Source organism: Spirosoma terrae (assembly GCF_010435915.1).
GTDB lineage: Bacteria > Bacteroidota > Bacteroidia > Cytophagales > Spirosomataceae > Spirosoma > Spirosoma terrae.
On the sequence record NZ_JAAFZH010000014.1, the window covers coordinates 79,867 to 100,748 of the forward strand.

Here is a 20,882-nt window from a genome sequence, read left to right on the forward strand (position 1 = left end):
CTGACTAAAAATCTCCTACATTCTACCATTTTCCGCTGTACCTTTGTAAGTGATTGCTTGTTTGGTTGCAGCTTAGTGATTGGCAACCAGATTTTGAAACACGAATGCACAAACCGCTCGCAGTATGACAACCGTCACCACCACCCGCGATACACAGGTATTTGACCTGATTGCCAAAGAACAACATCGGCAGGAGTCGGGTATTGAACTAATCGCGTCAGAAAACTTTGTATCGCCCGCTGTTATGGAAGCGGCCGGGAGTGTTTTGACCAACAAATATGCTGAAGGCCTTCCTGGTAAACGCTATTACGGTGGTTGCGAGGTAGTTGATCAGATCGAACAAATTGCTATTGACCGGGCCAAAGAACTGTTTGGCGCTACGTGGGTTAATGTTCAGCCTCATTCGGGAGCGCAGGCTAATACGGCCGTTTTCCTGGCTTGCCTGCAACCCGGCGATACTATTCTGGGATTCGATTTGTCGCACGGTGGTCACCTGACACATGGTTCGCCAGTAAATATTTCGGGTAAGTATTTCCGCCCTACGTTTTATGGCGTAGAAAAAGAAACGGGCGTGATCAACTACGATGTGGTTGAAGAAACGGCCAAGCGCGAAAAGCCGAAGATGATTATCTGTGGCGCATCGGCCTATAGCCGCGATTGGGATTACGCCCGGCTTCGGGCTATTGCCGACGAAGTTGGCGCGTTGTTACTAGCCGACGTATCGCACCCTGCCGGACTAATTGCGAAAGGATTATTAAATGATCCGCTGGCTCATTCGCACATTGTGACAACTACAACCCACAAAACGCTACGTGGTACGCGCGGTGGTATGATCATGATGCGGAACGATTTCGAAAACCCATTCGGCATCAAAACCCTTAAAGGTGAACTGCGGACAATGTCATCGCTGCTGGATTCGGGTGTTTTCCCCGGTACGCAGGGTGGGCCGTTGGAACATATTATTGCAGCTAAAGCGGTGGCTTTCGGCGAAGCACTATCTGACGATTTCTATGATTATGCTGTTCAGGTGAAAGCAAACGCACAGGCAATGGCGAATGCATTCCTAAGCCGGGGCTATGAAATTATTTCCGGTGGTACTGATAACCATTTGATGCTTATTGATTTACGGTCGAAAGGCTTGACGGGTAAACTGGCTGAAAATACGTTGATCAAAGCCGATATCACGATCAACAAAAACATGGTTCCGTTCGATGATAAATCACCGATGGTAACGTCGGGTATTCGGGTTGGAACGGCTGCCATGACAACACGCGGCCTGAAAGAATCGGATATGGAGCAAATCGTCGTATATATCGACAAAGTGTTGATGAATCATGACGATGAAGCGACGCTTGCGACCGTAAAAGAAGAAATTAATGAGTGGATGAAAGCATTTCCGCTCTATAAAAGTTAATTGTGAATGATTGGATGATAGAATGATTGACTAGTAGTCTTTACGTAGCAGTTACTCTATCATCCAATCATTCAATCATTCGCAATTTGAAACATGCCGCTAGATCAACTGACCGACGAGGAGATTGAAGAAGAGGGTAAGGAGATGTCCTTTCTCGACCATCTGGAAGAACTCCGCTGGCACATTATCCGGGCCGTTGGGTCCATTTTCGTGTTTGCGATCATTGCCTTTGTCTTCATTGAAGATATCTGGAACACGGTGATTATGGGGCCTAAAAGTCCTAATTTCTGGACGTACCGGATGATGTGTAAACTGTCTGATGCGACAGGCTACGCCGATTTGTGCGTTAAGAAACTAAATTTTGAGTTGCAGGCGCTCGGCGTATCGGATCAGTTTACGATGGCCCTTACGTCGTCGTTAATTATCGGCCTTTGTTTTGCATTCCCCTACGCCTTCTGGGAGTTATGGCGATTCATTAAGCCTGGGTTACGTCAGACAGAAAAGCAGGCTGCTCGTGGAGCTGTATTCTATGTGTCGTCGTTGTTTCTGATGGGATTACTTTTTGGATACTTTATTGTATCTCCGTTGGCGATCAACTTCCTGGCCAATTATCAGATCACGCCTGAGATTAAAAACCAGTTTGACATTACGTCTTACATTGGTATTCTGGTTACGTTGTCATTAGGTTGTGCCTTAATGTTCCAGATGCCAATAGTAGCCTTTGTGCTATCGAAAGTAGGTATCTTAACGCCTGCTTTTATGCGCGAATACCGGAAACATGCCTGGATTGTCATTCTGGTAGTAGCCGGAATCATTACGCCCTCGCCCGACATTTATAGCCAGGTTCTGGTTGCCTTGCCATTAGCAATGCTGTATGAGGTCAGTATTTTAGTCTCCGGGTCGGTGCAAAAAGCCCGATTGGCTGACGAAAAAGCGTTGATGAAATAGGCGTTAATGATTTTAGTTGAGAGAGGATACGTATCGAACTAACAAGCTCAATACGTATCCTCTACTTATTTACAAAACAGATGAATCAGTACGATTTTCGAAAATACCACTATCGGTCTATCAACGCAGCTGATGATGCTGAACGAGCTGCCATTAACCAGGAGCTGAAAGAGTTGTACGCATCCTTGTCCGAGGAAGAAAAAAATGAATTCAATCGGCAACTACAAACTTTTCTGGCCAGAGAAATGGGCCGCCTGAAATCAGATTATGAGTCGATCAAAGGAAGCACGAGCGATAATTGACGCTACGTATTCCACAACCTACTTAGAAATGCTATGTCTTGAAGACATGGCATTTCTGGTATTGTATGTTCTACTTTCGTTTTTAATGTTCTTCAACACTTAAATCATGCCTCTGGCCTTCAACTCAAGGTATTTGTTGACGGTATTGGCTGTCAGATTTTTGGGTGCCGTTAAAATAGATTGGATACCATACTGAGCTAGCTCTTTGACGATTTGCTTTTTTTCGAAAGCAAACTTTTCACCGATGGTTTTCAGGTAAATCTGCTCCGTGTCGGTGGCTGGTTTGTCCAGCAGATCGCGGAGTTCGGTGTTTTCGAAGAAAATAACCAGTAATAGATGATCTTTCGCCAGCCGACGCAGAAAGGGTAGCTGTCGGTGCATGGCATTCACCGTCTCAAAATTAGTAAACAGTAATAATAGACTTCGCTGGCGTATATGTCGGCGCACACTGGCATACAGACTTTCGTAATCGCTTTCCTGAAATTTCGTCTTCTGGCGATACAATAACTCCAGAATCTTAAGCATATGCCCCGTACGATTGTCGGCTGGTAACAATTGACCTACGTGATCGGAAAACGTCAGAATGCCTGCACGATCTTGCTTTTGTATGGCAATATTGCTCAGCACCAGACTGGCATTAATGGCATAGTCGAGCAGGGTTAGCTCATCAAAAGGCGATTGCATAACACGGCCTTTGTCGATCAGGCAGTAGACTGGCTGTGAGCGTTCGTCCTGATAAGCGTTAATCATCAACGTAGCACCCTGCGAATCGCTACGTCGGGAGGTCGCTTTCCAGTTTACGGTACGAACATCGTCACCAGTCGAGTAGGGGCGTACCTGTTCAAATTCCATACTATGACCAATCCGACGAATCCGCTTGATACCAATTTCATTGAGCCGATTGGTTGCTGCCAGGAGTTCATACTGGCGCATCTGGAGAAAAGACGGATAAACAGCAACCATCTTTCCCTCCTCGAATTGAAACCGTCGCTTCAGTAATCCTATTGGCGAAAGAACAAACGTATTAACGGCTCCGAAACTGTATTCGCCCCGGCGAGTGGGGCGAAGTTCGTACCGAATAGCGCGGGTTTCGCGCGGATTGAGCCCGGCCCGGAACAGTACGTCCCGGCGCTGGAATTGAAAGGGGATTTCGTCGATGATTTCTACGTTTACCCGAAACGGATAGTAGTTTTCGAGGTAAATCGTCAGCGGATTGGCATCGCCGTTCGAGAGTCGGTCGGGAACGTCACGACGGGCGAAGAAGACAGGTTTCTTTACCTTGTTCTTTCTGAACAGTAACCAGCCGTCTATAGCAATCAGCAACATAAAGGCGGCAAACAACAGCTGCACCAGCGGAAACAAGACTGGAAAAGCATAAGCCGCTACGAACAGCAAAACAAATGCTATCAGAGAAAACCACAGGCGGGTAGCTATAAATAAGGGTCGGAGAAACGTCAACGATTCAGCGTTTTAAGGTTTTGGAGAGCTTCGTCAATGTCAGGTTCGTATAACAAATTGTGATCGTCTTCCTGAAAATCAATGGTACGTTCGGCACGTAGTGCTTTAAAGAAAAACGATGCATCCTGAAAAGCCGTTTGGGCTTCCTGAGTTCGGTTTAGCTGACGTAGTGCACGGCCTCGATGATACTGCGCCAAAGCGCTCCGGTTAAAATTCTTCAGCGCAAATCCCAGATCCGTTAATGCTTTTTCGGGTTGCTGTAAGGCAATATAGCTTACGGCTCGGCTAATAAAATGACGATAGTTGACCCACTCGGCCCCATGTTTGTGTACGAGTGAATCAATGCCTGCCGAAAACTGCTCGATGGCCCGTTGATGATCGCCCAATCCCTGATAGGCAAGCCCTTTAAAATAACTGACGGGACTGTTGTAGACAATGTCGTCGAAGGCGGGGGTTAATGCATCATAAGCGTCAAAATGTTTTAAAGCCCGCTGGTAGTCACGTAGTTCCAACAGGTATAACTCACCAATAGCACCGCTTTCTTTCGGATACGTAACGGAGGTTTTCTCCAGCCAGAGATCCGCTTGTTCATAATCTCTTTGCCATAAGTAGTTAATGGCCCGAAAGCGGTCGTTTTGAGCGTTACGAGTTAAGGTGTCCAAACGGCTTTTCTCCCGCCTTTCCGCAAAAAAGAACCGGCTTTGAGGTGCTCGATTAGTTGCCATCATAGAAGCGCAGGACTTTAGAAAACGCTCTCCGTCTTGCGCAAATGCTGAAGCCGATAACAGCAACAGTAAATAGACTATAGGCTTCATGGCAGAATATCGGTTATGTTTCCGTCTTTAAGCCGAAATGCCAACGTAATAGCTGCATCCTGAGGCCGTGAGTCTGGATTGCGGTTGGCCCGAAAAGACTCATCAACGGCAATCTGGTTGCGGCATAACGTTAATAATTGCGTCGTGATACGTTCGTCGAAGACTTTAGGACAATAATCTTCGTCAAAACCAGTCGTAGAAAATAAGCCTGATTCACCATTGCAATTCACAACAAATTTTATCTGAATCAATCCTGACTGACCTGCCCGATGAACGGGTTGATAGTATTTGGTCAGAAGCTGAAGCACATCGTATCGTTTGTGCGAACGCCCGAGAGCAACTTCGTGCCACATGGATCGGTAACAATTGTCGCAGGTTTGGAAGCCGCTGGCCCGACACGAATCTGTCGGTGATAGTGGTTTTAGTAGCTGAAACGTTTCGGTTGAGATCGATTTTCCATTCCAGCCAATCATCTTAACCGATTTGGCTGAGTTCGCCACTATTTGCCAGATCGGTTTGTAGTTGCCATCACGAGTATATTGATTGCCTCGGATGATCAGAAAAACGGATGAGCCGAAACGAGCCAGTCGCCAAAAATGCGCCGTGCGTTGTTTGGTAACTACGTCTTCCAGACTGGCTTTGCCGTTAGCGAACAGATTAATCACTACGTTCCCGGCTTGCCAGCTCTTAGCTGTTAGCTGTCGATGCACCTGAGCCGAATCGGCGGGAATGTCGGTAAACCGCCGAAAGACTAACGGATACGTAGTGCCGATACGTAGCAAATCGCCCTGCATACGAACCATCTCTGGCGCGTAATGAATGGTATCGATACGTACTGACTCGCCCTGCACCGACCAGGTCGATGTGAGTGGAGAGGCAGAGCCATCTACCATGCCCAACTGATACGTACTGTCTGCGTTCAGCCGAATATAGGTGGGAAGCGGGCAAACGAAATCAATATCCCATTCTGCGTGAACCCCAATCCAGGTACCAACTAGCTGGTCGCGATTTGAGGGTTGGGCAAAAAGTAACGAAGTTAACAGAGAGGAGGCTGCGAAAAATAGGATGAACGAACTGGAGTTTATTACGTGAAAAACTCCAGGGCAAAACCGATTGAGTAGCAGAATGCAGTCGGCTTTCATCGTCAATTTTACAAGGGATTAGCGGGGAACTTCTATTTTCTGAACAAGTTGAGTTACTACGTCGTCGGCAGTACCGCCTTCCATTTCCCGCTCGGGAGTCAGCAGTACGCGGTGACGTAATACGGGTGCTGCCAGTTCCTGTACATCTTCGGGCGTAATGAAATCGCGGCCGCGTAAGGTGGCCAGCGCTTTGGCTCCATTCAGCAACGCCACGGATGCGCGAGGAGAAGCCCCTAAATAGAGCGATTTGTTGCTACGTGTTGCCTGAATGATCTTCGTAATGTAATCGAATAGGTTGTCTTCAACATGCACCTGATGTACTTGCTGACGTAACGTAGCGAGTTGCTCGGCGGAGAGCACAGCCGTAACCGCGTCCAGCGCATCAGTCAGACTTCGGCGCTGATGATGACCGCGAAGAATATCAATTTCTGCATCGGTGTCGGGATAGCCAACTACTATTTTGAACAGGAAACGGTCTAGCTGGGCTTCGGGTAACCGATACGTACCTTCCTGCTCGATTGGGTTCTGAGTCGCCAGCACCATAAAAGGTTCATCGAGCCGGTACGTAGTTCCGTCGTTTGTGACCTGGCGCTCTTCCATGACTTCAAACAAGGCCGCTTGTGTTTTGGCAGGAGCCCGGTTTATTTCGTCAATAAGTACCAGATTGGAAAAAATAGGGCCCTGTTTGAAAACGAAATCGCCGTTTTTAGGAATGAAAACAGACGTACCGAGAACATCGGATGGCATCAAATCGGGCGTAAACTGAATCCGGTTGAACCCTACCGAAATAGTTTTCGCCAGTAGTTTAGCCGTCAGGGTTTTGGCAACGCCCGGCACGCCTTCCAAAAGAACGTGGCCGTCTGCCAGCAATGCGGTCAGTAACAAATCGATAGTTTGTCCCTGGCCCACAATAACTTTCCCTATTTCGGTACGTATGGCGTCGATAGCATTTTTAAGGGGTGTCAGGTCCAGGCGGGTTTCTAAATTTTCCATAAAATCATTCCAGACCGGGATTTAGGGATTGTAGGATTAACCAGATTTTGCTTCAGAAAAGCGCTTCGAAGAAGCGAAAACAAAATTCGTTTTAATCCCATAATCTGATAAATCCCGGTTCAGACGGTTTGTTTAAATCGTTCAATCGCTTCATTTAGTGTCAGCAAGTCAAACTCTGAGAGCGAAATACTTTTTTGAGCATTGCGCAGCAGTTGAACCAGCTCACGAGTTTCGTTAGGTGGTGCCCCGCTTTTCTGGGCTAACGTTTCTGTAAATTCTTTATCAAGAACGGTTGTATTGAGGCCATACCGTTCCCGGATTTCGGCCAGAAAGAATTGAATCTTCTTCCGGGCGAGGTTGTCATGATCGCCCTGCTGAAAATACAATCGACCAACCGACTTCACAAAATCCAGGGACGTATTACGTAACGGTTCCTGCACTGGAATGATACGTTGTGTACGCTTACCTGCGAATAGGGCATAAAAAATAAGCCCCAAAGCGACCAGGTAATACGCCCAGTTCAAGGCAGGTTGGCTACGAATATACCGAAAAATAGATTGCTGATCTTCATCAAAGCGCCCTTGTTTCTGGTATTCGTCCCAGTATGTCGGTAAAGCAGGCAGATACGACAACGCTTTAAATGGGTAGTCGGAGGTTTTAGGGGCTAACACGTAATAATTGGTAAAGGCGATGGGTAGGTTATGAATAAAAAAGTTGCCTTTCCCATACTGAACCTGAATAAAAACCGGCTCTTTCCGGGCGTTACGTCCTAAAACGGTTATGTGCTGATTTTTAATTATTTCCAGGTAATTGCGCCCGTCGTCATGCAGGAAGTTATAACCGCTGGCCTTACGTAGCTTCTGATTTGAAAAGTTCTGCAAAAGTGTCGTGTCGCGCAGTTTTAGCTCTTTCACGGAAGCCTTGAATCCTAATACTGACCCGAGCGTATCGGGAATACCATAGGCCGAAATAAACGCGTTGTTGCCTCGCTTTACGTAGCGAAGTAGCTTTTCCTGATCATTGTCATCGATGGAAAAATCACGGCAAATGGCTACGTAATTGCTTGGTTCGGTCGTTTTTTTTTCGGTGAAAAAATTATAGAGCGGCAGCCGGATTGTCTGGATCGTTGCCTGTTGCATGATGTCGGGCAACAGATCATAAACAACCTTTGCTCCGAAAGGAATTTTATCGTCGTTCTCGTACGTATCCTGCCAGTCGATTGGTTTTGGGCGGTAATACTCAAAGAGCATGTAGGCCGTAATGGTCGCCAGAAGAATAACTATGTATTTGTTGGGCTTCAACGGAACAGGCTTATTGGTTAAACGTAGAAAGATTGGGCTGAGCGTTCAGCGTAAACGTACTGAAGGCATTTTTTATCTGAGCAAACTGGTTTTCATCAATCGGGAAATCGCCATACCACACAAATTCGAACTGACGGGTCAGGCGTTCAAAATCCGACTGGTACGGGCGGTTGACCAGCTCATAAACATACTGCCGATTTGTTTTTTCGGGTCTATAGGCAATCTGACCTGAGTCGGCAAGTTGTTTGAGTGTTTGCAGATACAGTAATCGTACGCCTAACCGGAAATTACGTTGGTAAACCGCTTCCTCGATAGCCTGTTCAAAATTGATCTCATGGATATTTTCGGACAGGTTTTCATAATCCAGGCTGTTGGTGGCCGCCTTCCTGGGGAAAAGAACGCCCAGTACCTCTGCTTTCATCAGTAAATAAATGGTCAGCGCTGCAATGCAGGCTAATACTACGTACTGCCAGACAGACCGATACGATTTACTGGTTAAAAACTTGATGAACTTACTGTAGAGCCAATAGAAAAAACGCCCAATCGGATTCTCTGGCGGTGGAGCTTCGTTGTTGTATTGATAATCGCGATCGTTTTGGTAGTCACGTAGTTTTTCGGGACTCGGGTAGCGTACCCGAACCGACGAACGGTCATCCGGTGCTGAGATGGACTCGCTTTTAGGAATCGTTGTCTGGGCCGCCGTTGGCTGATGTATGACTGATAGGCCGATGACCAGCACAAAAAGCCAAAAGCGATGGCCGAACCGATTAAAAGCCGCCTTCATCCGTTGCGCGAGGTTGAGCAGGATTTGTTCCAATAGAGTCGATGGCTGAAAGCATGCCCCGGCCTTCCTGCCGCTCCACCAGATTAGTGTATTGAAAGCCAATGGCTGTGTAAATAATCGTGTTGAGTAAGGTGCGGCCTACAATAGCGATAACATTGCCGATAATAAGCCAGAGAGTCGATACATCGGGAATTAGTTTCCCGGCAATCAGAAAGCCAATGATACCATTCGGAATCGCAAAAATGATTCCTGCCAAAGCTGTAATAATGCCCATGACAAGGATCAGTCCAAACGTAGACCACCATTTGTCGCGGATGAGTTTAAAACACCGCTCCCACGTAGCGCCGAAATCGGTTTCTTCAAAGACCGAAATGGCCAGCGAGAGCGACAGCACTACACCGACATAAATGCCGGGAATAAGTAAGAACACACAGGCTACGCCCGTAATGATCGAGTTAAGGATCGAAATAATGGCGATACGTCCAATAGCTGGCTGTATTTCCTCCCACACATCGGCCACTGCGATTGAATCTGACATAGCCGATTGGCCAAGCCGATTGTAAATTTTCATGTGGCCGTACGTAGTCAGAATAACCGCAATGTTGGCCAGGAAGCCAGCCAGAATAGTTACCCAGAAGGCAGGAGACAAAAACTGAGTGATCATCTGCAAAAACATCATCGGGTCAGATGATCGGGAAGAGCCTGCCAGTTTGAGCATATTGGACTGCATAATACCCGACATAATTCCGGCGGCCAGAGCAACCGGCCCCACAATATAGAGCAGCGCTGTTCCCAGGCTTCGAAAGTTTTGGATGAGATACTGAAACGTTACGTTGATTTTGTTCCCAAAATCGCGTTGTTGAAAAAGTTGGATCATGGTGTGCGCTTACGGTTAAGTAAAATAGGGTAGAGAATAAAATACCAGATTATAAAAAAAGCGGAAATCAGAATAATACCGCCACTGATAATAGGCGGCAATGTTAATCGGGTAATGAAGCTTTCCAGAAATCCGGCCGTGATAAAAATCGGGACCAGTCCAATCGCAATTTTCAGCCCTTGTTTAACGCCCCGTTTGAATGATTCCAGCCGTGAATACGTGCCAGGAAACAGTAGGCTGTTTCCCACAGTTAAACCTGCACAACCGGCAATAACGATGGCCGATATTTCCAACGTACCATGAATCCAGATCTTCAGAACCGATTCCAGCAACAAACCGCGTTCATAGAAAAAGTACTGAAACGAACCCAGCATCACGCCATTGTAAAAGAGCATTGCCATTGTCCCGAATGACGCGAACAAGCCAAATATGAACGTCCGGAATGATACATAAATGTTATTCAGCGTGATCTGAACAAACATAGAAGCCTGATCGCGGCTGTTATAAACGCCCAACGGATCGCCTTTCTTGATGTTTTCGAGCGTCATGTTAACGTATTGGTCACCCAGAATCAGCCGTACGAACGTATTGTCATGAGCCGCCGATACCCAGCCCAAAATGCAGGCTATCAGAAAGATACCAGCCGAAACGGCCAGCAGCCGGTGTGATTGCCGAAAAAGCAGCGGTAGCTCGTATTTCCAGAACGTAATGAACCGACTCCGATCATCGCGTCGGTTTTGCATAAGCCCCCGGTGCATTTGGGCAGCCAGCCCATTGAGGTAGCGCGTTACGTTCGAGTTCGGGTAGAAGGTACGGGCATACGAAAGATCGTCGGTCAGCTCCACAAACCGATTGGTCAGCTCATCGGGGTCTTTCGTTGGATTTTGCTCAATATCACGCCACTTATCCGTATTACGTTTAACAAATTGGGCTTCGCGCATAAATTATACATGGCTTGTAGACTGTAGCAAACCGTCCTATGCTGAAAATTGGGTATTAGTTAACAAAGAAGCAAAGAAAGGTTGCTATTTTTGAGACATAACATGATGTAATCGATTATCGATTAATTGCCAGCCACTATCAATGTCCGTAGCTGTCCGTACTTCCCAAAATGTTTTACTGGAATATGAGCCTGCCAGCCTTGGCGAGCGTATTCTGGCTGCCATTGTCGATTATCTGGTTATATTCGGATGGATTATTCTGGTTATGGCTGTGCCTGCTCAATTGCATATTCGGACCGGAAACGTGTATGTTGTCTGCGTCATGTTTCCGATTGTTGTGTATGACCTATTGTCAGAATGGCTATTGAATGGACGTAGCATCGGTAAAATAGCACTGGGAATTCGGGTCGTTATGCTCGATGGATCGCAGCCGGGATTAGGCGCCTATTTGATTCGATGGTTATTCCGAATTATTGAGTCGGGCGCGTTCATAGGCGGAATTGTTCCTGTCATTACGATAGCAGTCAATGGCAAGGGCCAGCGATTAGGCGATATGGCTGCCGGCACAACCGTTGTTAAGCTGAAGCCAGCTGTTTCGCTCGATGAGGTTCTGTTACGTCCATTCGATGAGAGCTACGTAGTGCAGTTCCCAGAGGTCCGGTTGTTGAGCGATCGCGATATCGGTATCGTTCGGGAAGCGTTACGAATAGGTGATGAGGGCATACTGATACGTACTGCCGATAAGATAAAAGACGTAACGGGGATTAACAGTCAGCTGACGAACCGGGTTTTCCTGGAAACGGTAGTTAGTGATTATCAATTTATAACAGTACAATAAGGTCTGGGTCAGCCTGTAGCTGACCTATGATAAATTTAACGGGCCAGCGATAGGCTGACCCAGACAACTATGCTTGATTCAATTAAATCACTGGCGCGACAGTATGCAGCCGATATCGTTCAGGTACGTCGTCATTTGCACGCCCATCCTGAGCTTTCTTTTCATGAGCACAATACGGCTCAATTTGTGGCCGATCAGCTTAAGGCCATTGGTATTACCCCGCAGGAAGGCATAGCCGATACCGGATTGGTTGCCATTATTGAAGGAAAAAAATCCGGCCTATCGACCGCTTCGAAAGTAGTAGGCCTGCGAGCCGACATGGATGCATTACCGATTCACGAAGCCAACGATGTTTCCTACAAGTCGACGGTCGATGGAGTTATGCATGCCTGCGGACACGACGCTCATACAGCGAGTTTACTGGGTGTGGCCCGCATTCTGAACGTACTACGGGATGAGTTCGACGGTACCGTTAAACTCGTTTTCCAGCCGGGCGAAGAAAAAGCGCCGGGCGGTGCATCCTTAATGATCAAAGAAGGCGTACTGGAAAATCCGGCCCCGATCAGTATGCTGGGACAACACGTAGCGCCCAATATTCCGGTTGGTAAAATAGGCTTCCGGGAAGGGATGTACATGGCCAGTACGGATGAGATTTACATGACTGTTCGCGGAAAAGGTGGCCACGCAGCCATGCCCGACAATCTGGTCGATCCCGTGCTGATTGCATCGCACATTATTGTAGCCCTGCAACAGATCATTAGCCGTAATCGGCCACCAGCCAGCCCGTCGGTGCTGTCGTTTGGCCGATTCATTGCCGATGGTGTAACGAACGTAATCCCAAACGAAGTAACGATTCAGGGTACGTTTCGCTGCATGAATGAAGAATGGCGTGCTGAAGGGAAAAAGCGTATGGTGAAACTGGCTCAGGGAATGGCAGAAGCAATGGGCGGCTCCTGCGATTTTGAGATTGTTCATGGTTATCCGTATCTGAAAAACCACCCCGAACTAACACGACGTACACGGGCTCAGGCTGTTGAGTACATGGGCGCTGAGAACGTAGTGGATCTTGATTTGTGGATGGCTGGAGAGGATTTCGCCTTTTACTCGCAGGTGGTCGATTCTTGCTTCTATCGTCTCGGCACACGTAACGAAGCCAGAGGTATCGTTTCTGGAGTTCACACGCCAACGTTCGATATTGACGAGGCTGCTCTGGAAACGGGTGCGGGGCTAATGAGCTGGCTAGCTGTGCAGGAGCTTAACATTCACTAAAGTGACCCAACGCAATTCGGTGAAAAAGTACATTTGGTCGATACTTCTCACACTTGGTTTTCTAAACGTAGTGGTGGCTCAATCCGGGCTGCCACCCGTTTATTCGATCCATACAGATTCCTCTTTTTTTACACTCGATTCGACCTATTTCCAGATTCTCGAAGACCCAACGGGAGCCTATACGTTTGAGCAGGTAGAACGTAGCAAGGCTTTCTATACAGATTCTCCTCATAATCCCAATCGACGGGGGCATGTCTACTGGATGCGGATGCGCGTCAGAAATGACTTGCCTCACCAGCTGAATCTATATCTCTGTAATTTCAACAACGATTACATAGATATGTACTGGCGCGATTCCAGCAATCGCCAGCAACACCTGCGGGCTGGCTATTTAGTACCAGAAAGCCAGATTTCAGGGCATAAGGGAAATAGAGAGCAGACCCGTCTTTACTTTCAGCTAGCACCCGGTCAGGAGATCACTATATATGAGCGGGCAGCCAATGTATTGTGGCGCTACCCAGTGACTTATCTGGTTCCTCAACTTCAAACGGAAGAAGGGCATATTAAAAGTTTTTTTGATAGAGTTCAGGTTAACGAGGGGTGGAAAGATGATTGGTTTAGCGGGATTGGTATTGGTATTCTGATACTGGCCGTTGGCTATAATTTGCTGATTTTCTTTTCTACGAGAGAACGGGTATACCTATATTTTTGCGTGTGTCTGCTTTTTTTCGTGGTTGATCGGAATACCTATTATATTCAGATCACTTTTTTTCCTGAATATCCCTATTGGTTCAGGCTTGCTGCCAACGCATTTTTCATCGTTTTCTTTGTCTATTTTATTCAATCGGTTCGGCAGTTTATTCAACCCGATCAATCGCTGGACAGACTCAACAACGTAACGAGCATTGCGCTTGGGGGCACGCTTGTTCTTAATTTGTTTCAACTGCTGGTTTTTCGGTATCCGATTGTACCAATTAATAATGTCATTATAGCGCTCGAAATCAGTATTCGGGTAGTGTATGTAATGGTGTTGATCATGACGTATCGGATGATGAAGCGCGGAGTGGCTGATGCAAGATTCGTCTTTATTGCTATCGTTCCGTTATTTATATGGTGGTGTTATACGTTACTAAGTAATATACTTGGGGTATATTTTGATATTAATTTAAGAAACTTACAACCCGATTTCTTTCAATATACAGAAAGTATATGCCTGAGTTGGATGATCATTTTCTTTTCAGGTGCTCTGATTAATCGCTATAATCTGACCCGCCGGCAGGTCTTACAGCAAGCTATCGAAAAAGAGCAATACGAAAAAGAACGCGAGATTGAACGTAACCGGATAATGGCCAGCCAGAACGAACGGTTAGAACAACAGGTTCAGGAACGAACAGCAGAACTACAGCAATCACTTCGGACACTCAGAGATACACAGAACCAGCTTATTCAGAAGGAGAAGCTGGCTAGTCTGGGTGAGCTAACGGCTGGAATCGCCCACGAGATTCAGAATCCGCTCAACTTCGTCAATAATTTCTCCGAAGTCAGTATTGAGCTCATTGATGAACTTCGCGACGAGCAGCAAAAAAAGGATCGGGATGAAGACCTGGAACACGAAATTCTGGCCGATATCGAGCAGAACTTGCAGAAGATCAATCAACACGGCAAGCGGGCGGGGTCTATTGTACGTAGCATGCTCGAACATAGCCACGCCAGTTCGGGGGAAAAGCAGCCAACCAATATCAATGATTTGGTTGACGAATATGTCAGGCTGGCGTATCATGGAGCGCGGGCAAAAGATAAGAGTTTTAATTGTGAGCTCATTATCAACCTATCCGAGAAAGTGCCTGCTACGTTGGTAGTGCAGCAGGATATAGGCCGAGTTTTACTGAATCTGTTTGCTAATGCTTTTTTCGCGGTTCAGGAGCAAAAAAATAAGTTTATAACCAATCCGGAATACCAGCCTACGGTGTGGATAAGCACCGAGCTACTGCCATCGGAACGTATCGAAATCCGGGTCAAGGATAATGGTACAGGCATTCCCGATGCAATCAGGCAGAAAATTTTTCAGCCTTTTTTCACCACAAAGCCAACTGGCCAGGGCACGGGGCTGGGCCTGTCCCTTTCTTATGATATTGTTACGAAAGGGCACGGCGGAGAACTGATGGTTGAGAGCATTGAAGGAGTAAGCACTGAGTTTATTATTCGTTTGCCAGTTGTCCTCATTGAGCCAGAAATCTAATACGGCCCTCTCCCTCTAATCATTTAGCAGTATACGTACACTGTTCTTCAGATCAACTAAGTACTTACCTGCCCGTGGAATGGCTTTTTAGGCTTTATCCATAGTAGAACTCGGTTGTTGTACGATAGATAGATTTTGATGTATTTATAAGTAACTAAAGTTGGTAAATGTGCAATTTTGCGAGTTGCTGATTTTAATTAAATCAGCGTGTTTACCAATCCGTACTTGTATGCTATTTAATTCTTTACATTTTCTGTTTTTTTTCTTTTTTGTTACTCTACTGTATTTCACCATTCCAAAACGTACCCAATGGATAGTATTGCTACTGGCTAGCTGTTATTTCTATGCGGCATTTATTCCAGCTTATTTACTAATTCTTTTCAGTGTTATAGCAATCGACTATATCGCTGGAATCTGGATCGAACAGACAACCGGGACAGCACGGAAAGTTTTGCTGATTGCCAGTTTGCTATCAAATATTGGGATTCTGGCTTTCTTTAAATATTACAATTTCTTTACTGATAACCTTAGTGCTTTCTTTTCGCTAACGGGTTCGTCAAATTCCATCCCTACGCTTCAGGATTTAATACCAGGTATTGTACTGCCTATAGGTCTTTCTTTTCACACATTTCAGTCAATGTCTTACACCATTGAGGTGTATCGCGGAAACTATCCTGCTGAGCGGAATCTGGGCATTTATTCGCTGTACGTATTATTCTACCCGCAGTTGGTAGCAGGGCCAATTGAGCGTCCACAAAATGTTTTACCTCAGTTACATCTAACCCATTCGTTCGATTGGGCAAGGGCGAGGTCCGGATTATTGCTGATGGCGAGTGGACTTTTTAAAAAAGTGGTTATTGCTGATCGGCTGGCTCTAGTGGTCGATCCTGCCTATGCCAATGTTCATCAAGCGACTGGTAGTACCTTGCTGTTAGCGGTCTTCTTTTATGCCATTCAAATTTACTGCGACTTCTCGGGCTATTCTGATACAGCTATTGGGGCCGGCAAAGTAATGGGTATTAACATGATGGAGAATTTTCGGACGCCTTATTTATCGCAATCTATTTCTGAGTTCTGGCGTCGCTGGCATATTTCGCTGTCAACCTGGTTTCGCGATTATGTATACATTCCACTAGGAGGTAATCGGGTGTCAGCCTCCAGAGCCGCTTTTAATACGTTAATCGTCTTCGGGATTAGTGGTTTATGGCATGGGGCTGATTGGAAATTTATAATCTGGGGCGTGTTGCACGGATGTTACTTAATTATAGAACAATTTATTAGTCGTCATCGCTCTCAGTCAGCCAGTGCTATACAGCCTGACATTAGGCAGCAGGCCAATCTGGTTGGTTCGTCTGCTAATCAGTTACTGACCTTTTTACTGGTAATGCTTACATGGGTGTTTTTTCGTGCACTTACGACCAACGATGCCTTGCTTGTATTGCAAAAAGTGATGGCATTGAATGATATGGGAGTACTCCAAACGGCAATTCAGCCCGCAGAATTACTTTTTTCGTTTGTACTCATTTTTTCTCTACTGCTAGAAGAGCGTTGGGCAAGCCTTATCAAGCAAGTGACTAACAAACGTTTCTGGTTGCTGCTACCAGTAATCCTGTTAGCCATTTATTTTTTTGGCGTATTTACTGCCAATCAATTCATTTATTTTCAATTTTAGCTTCTTCGGCATGTTTAGTACGCTTATTAAATGGTTCTTTTTGCTTGTGTCGGGGGGCATATTAATGGTTGGGCTTACGCCTGCGCTACAGCGTTGGTTGGACCATCACGGATTTATTCCTGATCAGTATAGCTATGGCGACTTATATAATGTAACGAATCTGGGTGCCTTTAAGGAAGTTTTGTTTTCCACTAATCGAGATCTTACAGAAGTCGACAAACCCAAGATGCATTACAACAATGTACACCTATATACAATAGGCGATAGTTTCACCTACATCGATACGTCCTACTACGCTGGTGGGCGAAATAAGCATGTATGGGTTGGTGGCGATCATCCGCTTGTTGTTGATCTGGATACGACAAAAACGAATGTTCTGGTTATAGAATTCGTGGAACGTGTTCTTCAGGAACGTTTATATGACCCAGACTATAAAAGAATCTATATGAAAAATGGTATTGCTCGGGCTAATCGACCTATACCTATTTCTTCGCATCCTGCTAAAAGCGACGAAAAGGAAAGTAAATTATTTGCACGATTTGGCTCCGAAATAAATCAGCGGCTAGAGTTCTTACTTTTCAATAGTCCTTTTTTCATGCGTTTTAAAGAGTTGAAGGCTCAACTAATGCTCGGCGGTTTTGGGCGAGTGCCAGGTGCAGTGATTTCGCATAATCAGCAGCATTTATTTTATGAGGCAGAGGCCGATACAAGTTATGTGCTGAGTGCATTTCGCCACCTCACTGATCGAAAAATTGATGAGCTGGTAGCAAATCTGAACGACATTCGCCAGTATTACCTGCTTATGGGATTTGACGAAGTATATATCTGCATGATACCGAATAAAGTAACGATTCTAGAGCCTAATCATGGGCCTTACAATCATCAGATAGAACGTATTGAAGCCAATCCCGCTTTAGAAGCCCCTGTCATTTCTACGATTGATACGTTACGTAACCATAAGGAGTGGTATCATTTGGGCGATGGACACTGGAATAATCAGGGAAAACGTTTTTGGTTAAGACGAGTCAATAGTCTCGTTGCTCAATGGGCATCAAACCCAAATACAAGGCAGTAATTTTAGGCGAGTAGATGGGATCTTCTGTCTGTCAAATTAGATTAGTTATTTTGCGGAAGTGTATCGCTAAATAGGTCAATCCATTCCTTGAAAGTTATACATTTGTAATTCCTTATATCGTTCTATTTGAAAGTCTAACTTGCTTTAAGCACATGAACAGAAGAGACGCCCTTATGCGGGTGGCTGCGTTGGCTGGAGTAACCATGTCGTTACCTGCTTTGGCTGATACGCTCGAAGCCTCAGCAACCCGACGAGCCTTAACAGGCAAGCCGCTCTTTTTTACTGCCGATCAGGACGCAACCGTTGCTGAATTGGCTGATACGATAATACCAACGACTACTACGCCCGGTGCTAAAGCCGCTAAAGTGAATGAGGTCATTGATATTCTCCTGAAAGATTGTTATAAGCCTGACGATCAGCAACGTTTTGTGGAGGGCTTGGCCCAAACCAATAAGCTGAGTCAGGATGCCTACGGAAAGGCGTTTGTTCAGCTCGATCCAGCACAACGTATTGAGATTGTAAAGAAGCTAGAAGCCGATGCTAAAGCGCAATTGGCCAAGATGGCAGCCGCCAAAGCCGCTACGAAAGTAGAAAACTCGCAGGCGGACCTACAAATGCCAACCGATGCCAAGAAAGTGTATACGCCTTTTTACACGATTCTAAAGGATCTGACCCTGACAGGCTATTTCACGTCTGAAATCGGCTGTACGCAGGCTCTGGAATACGTACCGGTGCCAGGTCGTTACGAGGGTTGCATTACCCTCAAACCGGGCCAAAAAGCGTGGGCAATCTAAACTGGTCTATAGTTCATCGTTTTTAGTATTCAGTCGTGAAACACTATTGTACTGTGAACTGTAAACCCGAAAACTTCTTCAAATAATGAATCTCAATATAGACGCAAAAAAAGATATGACTTACGACGCTATCGTCGTAGGGTCAGGAATTTCGGGTGGCTGGGCTGCTAAGGAGTTAACCCAGAAAGGTCTGAAAGTATTAATGCTGGAGCGGGGCCGCGATGTAAAACACATTGAAGGCTACCCGACGGCTACCAATAATCCCTGGGATTTTCCGCATCGTGGCCGTGTAACAACACTCGCTGCTGAAGAATACTGGGCAAATATGCGTACGGGCTATACAGCCAACGAAGAATGGCGCCATTTTTTCGAGAATGATAAAGAAAATCCATATCTCGAAAAACGGAAAGTCGACTGGATACGTGGCTACCACGTTGGGGGCCGCTCGCTGATGTGGGGCCGTCAGAGCTATCGGTGGAACAAAGAAGATTTTCTGGCGAATGGTAAAGAAGGTATTGGCGTTGACTGGCCAATTCGCTATGAGGATCTGGCCCCCTGGTATAGCTACGTAGAGACGTTTGTGGGCGTTTCTGGCAATAAAGACGGAATCGACGTACTGCCCGACGGGAATTTCCTGCCGCCTATGCAGTTGAACTGTCTTGAGAAAGAAGCGAAAAAACGAATCGAAAAGACGTTTCCGAAGCGCGTCGTTACGATTGGTCGGACGGCTCACCTCACTGAACCCAAACAATTGCACTACGATCTGGGTCGGGCAGCTTGCCAGTTCCGTAACCAGTGTATGCGTGGATGTCCATACGGAGCCTATTTCAGTACGCAGTCGGCTACGTTGCCAGCTGCTGTTAAAACAGGCCGCCTGACGCTACGTCCTGATTCGATTGTATCGGAGGTGTTGTATGATGAGAAGAAAGGCAAAGCAACAGGGGTTCGGGTTATCGATCAGAACACCAAGGAAGTGCGGGAATATTACGCCCGGATTATTTTCCTGAATGCATCGGCCTTTGCCAGTACATCCATTCTAATGAACTCGAAGTCGCATCGCTTCCCGAATGGTATGGGTAATGATTCTGACCAGCTTGGTCGGAATATTATGGACCATCACCTGGCAGTTGGTGCCGCTGGTTCATTTGAAGGCATGGAAGATCAGTACTACTATGGACGTCGGGCAAACGGTGTATATATTCCACGCTACCGTAACTGGAACGGTGATAAACGCGATTACGTACGTGGCTTTGGCTATCAGGGTGGTGCGGGTCGTGGTGGCTGGGGACGCGGCAATGGTATGGAAGGCTTTGGCGCTGATTTCAAAGAAAGTCTGACCAAGCCAGGTCCATGGACCATGAGCCTCGGTGGATTCGGTGAAATGATTGCCGATCCAAACAACCGGATGACGCTCTCGCCCGATCAGAAAGATAAGTGGGGCTTACCGCTTATCGTATTTGATGCTGCTTATGGCGAGAACGAAAAGAAAATGCGTATTGACATGATGAATGATGCTGCCGAAATGCTCGAAGCAGCTGGTTTCAAAAACGTTACGCCCTACAATGATATGACCAAAAACCCAGGTATCGGTATCCACGAAATGGGTACGGCACGGATGGGTCGTGATCCTAAAACTTCAGTGCTGAACGCACACAATCAGGTTCATACGGTTAAAAACGTATTCAATACGGATGGCGCTTGTATGACATCGGCCTCCTGTGTGAATCCATCATTGACTTATATGGCGTTGACAGCCCGCGCGGCCGACTTTGCTGTAAAAGAAATGAAGAAAGGAAATCTGTAGTCAGTACTGGATCACAAAAAAAGGCCGACAATGTCGGCCTTTTTTTGTGAAAATGAAAGCTAAACGTAAATGTGTAACTGGTTATTAATCAGTATTTAATGTTGTTTTTTGCTGGTACGTCACTGATTGCCAATGAAAAAGCTGAATTGAAAATGAAAAAAATCTGAACAACTGGCTATTAGACGAGTTATACTATAGAATATCAGGTAAAATAGA

18 protein-coding genes are annotated in these 20,882 nt (G+C 46.2%); 10 read left to right on the forward strand and 8 right to left on the reverse strand.

What is annotated here, in order from left to right; translation table 11 throughout:
• Window positions 1-124: 124 nt before the first annotated feature.
• The 3 genes from GK108_RS23920 to GK108_RS23930 all read left to right on the forward strand — a co-directional run bounded on the left by GK108_RS23920 (window position 125) and on the right by GK108_RS23930 (window position 2,664).
• Complete coding sequence (locus GK108_RS23920) at window positions 125-1,414, forward strand: serine hydroxymethyltransferase (protein WP_163953944.1); 1,290 nt, start codon at window positions 125-127, stop codon at window positions 1,412-1,414.
• A gap of 93 nt (window positions 1,415-1,507) precedes the next feature.
• Window positions 1,508-2,362, forward strand: coding sequence for a twin-arginine translocase subunit TatC (tatC, locus tag GK108_RS23925; protein WP_163953946.1), 855 nt, complete (start codon window positions 1,508-1,510; stop codon window positions 2,360-2,362).
• Between the two features lie 80 nt (window positions 2,363-2,442).
• Window positions 2,443-2,664, forward strand: a complete 222-nt coding sequence (locus GK108_RS23930; protein ID WP_212592866.1) for a hypothetical protein — start codon at window positions 2,443-2,445, stop codon at window positions 2,662-2,664.
• A 99-nt stretch (window positions 2,665-2,763) separates the two neighbouring features.
• Here the strand turns inward: GK108_RS23930 and GK108_RS23935 are convergent, their stop codons facing one another.
• From GK108_RS23935 to GK108_RS23970, 8 genes are all read right to left on the reverse strand, one after another.
• Window positions 2,764-4,122 carry a DUF58 domain-containing protein gene (locus tag GK108_RS23935; RefSeq protein ID WP_163953948.1) on the reverse strand — a complete coding sequence of 453 codons (1,359 nt, stop codon included), beginning with the start codon at window positions 4,120-4,122 and terminating at the stop codon, window positions 2,764-2,766.
• Window positions 4,119-4,937 carry a tetratricopeptide repeat protein gene (locus GK108_RS23940; protein WP_163953951.1) on the reverse strand — a complete coding sequence of 273 codons (819 nt, stop codon included), beginning with the start codon at window positions 4,935-4,937 and terminating at the stop codon, window positions 4,119-4,121. The genes GK108_RS23935 and GK108_RS23940 overlap by 4 nt, the downstream gene beginning before the upstream one ends.
• Window positions 4,934-6,079, reverse strand: a complete 1,146-nt coding sequence (locus GK108_RS23945; protein ID WP_163953952.1) for a hypothetical protein — start codon at window positions 6,077-6,079, stop codon at window positions 4,934-4,936. The genes GK108_RS23940 and GK108_RS23945 overlap by 4 nt, the downstream gene beginning before the upstream one ends.
• An 18-nt stretch (window positions 6,080-6,097) precedes the next feature.
• Entirely contained in the window at window positions 6,098-7,072 is a 975-nt protein-coding gene (locus GK108_RS23950) for an AAA family ATPase (RefSeq protein WP_163953955.1), read from the reverse strand.
• 119 nt (window positions 7,073-7,191) lie between these two features.
• Window positions 7,192-8,373, reverse strand: coding sequence for a DUF4350 domain-containing protein (locus tag GK108_RS23955; protein WP_246225137.1), 1,182 nt, complete (start codon window positions 8,371-8,373; stop codon window positions 7,192-7,194).
• A gap of 10 nt (window positions 8,374-8,383) precedes the next feature.
• Window positions 8,384-9,157 carry a DUF4129 domain-containing protein gene (locus GK108_RS23960; protein WP_163953957.1) on the reverse strand — a complete coding sequence of 258 codons (774 nt, stop codon included), beginning with the start codon at window positions 9,155-9,157 and terminating at the stop codon, window positions 8,384-8,386.
• Window positions 9,141-10,034, reverse strand: a complete 894-nt coding sequence (locus tag GK108_RS23965) for a hypothetical protein (RefSeq protein ID WP_163953959.1) — start codon at window positions 10,032-10,034, stop codon at window positions 9,141-9,143. The genes GK108_RS23960 and GK108_RS23965 overlap by 17 nt, the downstream gene beginning before the upstream one ends.
• On the reverse strand, window positions 10,031-10,975 hold the full coding sequence (locus GK108_RS23970; RefSeq protein ID WP_163953960.1) for a stage II sporulation protein M: 945 nt from the start codon (window positions 10,973-10,975) through the stop codon (window positions 10,031-10,033). The genes GK108_RS23965 and GK108_RS23970 overlap by 4 nt, the downstream gene beginning before the upstream one ends.
• 142 nt (window positions 10,976-11,117) lie before the next feature.
• Between GK108_RS23970 and GK108_RS23975 the strand changes: the two genes are divergently transcribed.
• The 7 genes from GK108_RS23975 (at window position 11,118) to GK108_RS24005 (ending at window position 20,666) form a co-directional block, all read left to right on the forward strand.
• Window positions 11,118-11,813: an RDD family protein gene (locus GK108_RS23975; protein ID WP_163953962.1), complete on the forward strand. Its 696-nt coding sequence runs from the start codon at window positions 11,118-11,120 to the stop codon at window positions 11,811-11,813.
• Between the two features lie 69 nt (window positions 11,814-11,882).
• The gene (locus GK108_RS23980; protein WP_163953964.1) at window positions 11,883-13,082 is read left to right on the forward strand and encodes a M20 metallopeptidase family protein; all 1,200 of its coding nucleotides are present in this window, start codon (window positions 11,883-11,885) and stop codon (window positions 13,080-13,082) included.
• 19 nt (window positions 13,083-13,101) lie between these two features.
• Window positions 13,102-15,321, forward strand: coding sequence for a sensor histidine kinase (locus tag GK108_RS23985; protein ID WP_317166574.1), 2,220 nt, complete (start codon window positions 13,102-13,104; stop codon window positions 15,319-15,321).
• Window positions 15,322-15,550: 229 nt separating this feature from the next.
• Entirely contained in the window at window positions 15,551-16,993 is a 1,443-nt protein-coding gene (locus GK108_RS23990) for an MBOAT family O-acyltransferase (protein WP_163953966.1), read from the forward strand.
• A gap of 10 nt (window positions 16,994-17,003) precedes the next feature.
• The gene (locus GK108_RS23995) at window positions 17,004-18,068 is read left to right on the forward strand and encodes a hypothetical protein (protein ID WP_163953968.1); all 1,065 of its coding nucleotides are present in this window, start codon (window positions 17,004-17,006) and stop codon (window positions 18,066-18,068) included.
• 152 nt (window positions 18,069-18,220) lie between these two features.
• Window positions 18,221-18,862 carry a gluconate 2-dehydrogenase subunit 3 family protein gene (locus GK108_RS24000; RefSeq protein WP_246225139.1) on the forward strand — a complete coding sequence of 214 codons (642 nt, stop codon included), beginning with the start codon at window positions 18,221-18,223 and terminating at the stop codon, window positions 18,860-18,862.
• 85 nt (window positions 18,863-18,947) lie between these two features.
• Window positions 18,948-20,666 carry a GMC oxidoreductase gene (locus GK108_RS24005; protein ID WP_163953970.1) on the forward strand — a complete coding sequence of 573 codons (1,719 nt, stop codon included), beginning with the start codon at window positions 18,948-18,950 and terminating at the stop codon, window positions 20,664-20,666.
• Window positions 20,667-20,882: the final 216 nt, after the last annotated feature.

Bases quoted from the DNA above. Each gene is read 5' to 3' on its own strand.
- GK108_RS23920 (WP_163953944.1), top strand. From the start codon at position 125: ATGACAACCGTCACCACCACCCGCGATACACAGGTATTTGACCTGATT.
- tatC (WP_163953946.1), top strand. From the start codon at position 1,508: ATGCCGCTAGATCAACTGACCGACGAGGAGATTGAAGAAGAGGGTAAG.
- GK108_RS23930 (WP_212592866.1), top strand. From the start codon at position 2,443: ATGAATCAGTACGATTTTCGAAAATACCACTATCGGTCTATCAACGCA.
- GK108_RS23940 (WP_163953951.1), bottom strand. From the start codon at position 4,937: ATGAAGCCTATAGTCTATTTACTGTTGCTGTTATCGGCTTCAGCATTT.
- GK108_RS23945 (WP_163953952.1), bottom strand. From the start codon at position 6,079: ATGAAAGCCGACTGCATTCTGCTACTCAATCGGTTTTGCCCTGGAGTT.
- GK108_RS23950 (WP_163953955.1), bottom strand. From the start codon at position 7,072: ATGGAAAATTTAGAAACCCGCCTGGACCTGACACCCCTTAAAAATGCT.
- GK108_RS23960 (WP_163953957.1), bottom strand. From the start codon at position 9,157: ATGAAGGCGGCTTTTAATCGGTTCGGCCATCGCTTTTGGCTTTTTGTG.
- GK108_RS23965 (WP_163953959.1), bottom strand. From the start codon at position 10,034: ATGATCCAACTTTTTCAACAACGCGATTTTGGGAACAAAATCAACGTA.
- GK108_RS23970 (WP_163953960.1), bottom strand. From the start codon at position 10,975: ATGCGCGAAGCCCAATTTGTTAAACGTAATACGGATAAGTGGCGTGAT.
- GK108_RS23975 (WP_163953962.1), top strand. From the start codon at position 11,118: ATGTCCGTAGCTGTCCGTACTTCCCAAAATGTTTTACTGGAATATGAG.
- GK108_RS23980 (WP_163953964.1), top strand. From the start codon at position 11,883: ATGCTTGATTCAATTAAATCACTGGCGCGACAGTATGCAGCCGATATC.
- GK108_RS23990 (WP_163953966.1), top strand. From the start codon at position 15,551: ATGCTATTTAATTCTTTACATTTTCTGTTTTTTTTCTTTTTTGTTACT.
- GK108_RS23995 (WP_163953968.1), top strand. From the start codon at position 17,004: ATGTTTAGTACGCTTATTAAATGGTTCTTTTTGCTTGTGTCGGGGGGC.
- GK108_RS24000 (WP_246225139.1), top strand. From the start codon at position 18,221: ATGAACAGAAGAGACGCCCTTATGCGGGTGGCTGCGTTGGCTGGAGTA.
- GK108_RS24005 (WP_163953970.1), top strand. From the start codon at position 18,948: ATGAATCTCAATATAGACGCAAAAAAAGATATGACTTACGACGCTATC.